At 70.4% G+C, this 2,063-nt stretch carries 1 protein-coding gene; it reads right to left on the reverse strand.

The genetic code is table 11. The features are described 5' to 3' along the window. A partial coding sequence (locus tag AB0D57_RS47625) for an amino acid adenylation domain-containing protein (RefSeq protein ID WP_362088757.1) occupies positions 1-2,027 on the reverse strand: 2,027 nt, incomplete at its 3' end. Between the last annotated feature and the right edge of the window lie 36 nt (positions 2,028-2,063).

Consider the following 2,063-nt stretch of genomic DNA (forward strand, 5'->3'; position numbering starts at 1 on the left):
CAGTGGGTGAGCTGGTGGGAGATGACGGAGTCGGGGTCGTCTTCGGAGCCGAGGACCTCGCGTTGCCAGAGGGTGTAGTCGGCGTACTGGACCGGTAGCGGCGTCCAGCCGGGTGCTGTGCTCTGGCTGCGGGCGGTGTAGGCGGTGGTCAGGTCGCGGGCGAGGGGGGCGAAGGATCCTTCGTCGGCGGCGATGTGGTGCACGAGCAGCAGCAGGACGTGCTCGTTGGGGCCGAGTGGGAAGAGAGTGGTGCGCAGGGGCAGTTCGCGGGTGAGGTCGAAGGGCCGGGATGCCGCGGTGTGCAGAGCGTCCTCGAGCGTGCTGTCGGTGACGGTCTGGACGTCCAGGACGGGCCGGGCCTGGTCCGGGCTGAGGATGATCTGACGGGCGCCGAGGTCGTCGTCCTGCTCGAACAGGGTGCGCAACGCTTCGTGGCGTTCGACCACGTCCGCGAGTGCGGTTTTCAGGGCGTGGTGGTCCAGGGCGCCGGTCAGGCGCAGGGCGATGGGAATGTTGTAGGTGGCGTTGGGGCCCTGGAGTTTCTGCAGGAACCACTGCCCCTGCTGGGCGGGGGAGAGCGGGATCCGCTCGGGACGCGGGCGGGCGGTGACCGCGGTGCGGGCCTGGCCTGCGCCTGTCAGTGCCTGGGTGAGGGTGGCGACGGTGGGGGTTTCGAAGAGGGTGCGTACGGAGAGTTCGGCGTTGAGGGTGGTGCGGATGCGGGAGACGAGGCGGGTGGCGAGCAGGGAGTGTCCGCCCAGGTCGAAGAAGCTGTCGTCGATGCCGAGGTGGTCCAGGCCGAGGATGTCGGCGAACAGGTGGCAGAGGATTTCTTCCTGCGCGGTGCGCGGTGCCCGGCCGGCCGTGGTGGTGGTGGTGGTGGTGGTGTCGGGGGCGGGCAGGGCCTTGCGGTCCAGCTTGCCGTTCGCGGTCAGCGGCAGCACGTCCAGCGCCATGAACGCGGACGGAATCATGTAGGCGGGCAGAGTGGTCGTCAGGTGCTCGCGCAGTTCCTCCACCGGCGTGGCGGTGGTGCCGGTGGTGTAGGCGACCAGCCGGTCGTCCCGGACGATCACCGCGGCCTGCTCGACACCGTGGTGGGTCCTCAGCAGTGCCTCGATCTCACCCAGCTCGATGCGGAACCCGCGCAGTTTGACCTGGTCATCCGCGCGCCGCAGGTATTCCAGCTCGCCGTCGGCCGTCCAGCGGACGACGTCGCCGGTGCGGTACATGCGCGAGCCCGCCGCACCGAACGGATCGGTCACGAACCGCTCCGATGTCAGGGCGGGGCGGTGGAGGTAACCGCGCGCCACACCGGTGCCGGCGATGTAGAGCTCGCCGGGCACGGTGGGTGGTACGGGCTGGAGGTGCGCGTCGAGGACGTAGAGCCGGGTGTTGGCCAGGGGGTGTCCGATCGTCACCGCCCCACCCGCACGCAACGCCGCGGCCGTGGACCAGATCGTGGTCTCGGTAGGCCCGTAGACGTTGGTGACCTGGGCCGCGGCCCGGGTCAGCTGATCGGCAAGGTCGACGGGCAGAGCTTCGCCGCCGACCAGGACGCGCACGCCCGCCAACGCACCCGCCGCCCCCGGATCAGCAGTGACCGACCGCCACAGGCTCGGCGTGGCCTGCATGACCGTCACCCGCTCACCCGCCAGCAGAGCCCGCAACCCCTCCGGGTCATGAACGAGTCCGGACGGGGCGATCACGACAGCCGCGCCCGCGGTGAGGGGTGTGAACAGTTCCAGACCGGCGATGTCGAACCCGATCGTGGTCACCGCGAGCAGCCGGTCCCCGTGGGTGAGGGGGATGCGTGCGCGCATGTCGGTGAGGAGGTTGGCCAGTGCGGCACGGGAGATGACCACGCCCTTGGGGCGGCCTGTGGAGCCCGAGGTGTAGAGGACATAGGCGGCCTGCTCGCCGGCCACCACCTCAGGCAGGACCACCCCCGCCGCAGGCTCCCGCCGACCCGCCTCAGCCAGCCACCGCTCATCCAGCACCAGCACCGGCCGCGTCTCACCCCGCATGAACTCAAGACGGTCGGCCGGGAAATCAGCATCCAA

Origin of the sequence: Streptomyces sp. NPDC048275 (genome assembly GCF_040652275.1) — a bacterium.
Classification (GTDB): Bacteria; Actinomycetota; Actinomycetes; order Streptomycetales; family Streptomycetaceae; genus Streptomyces.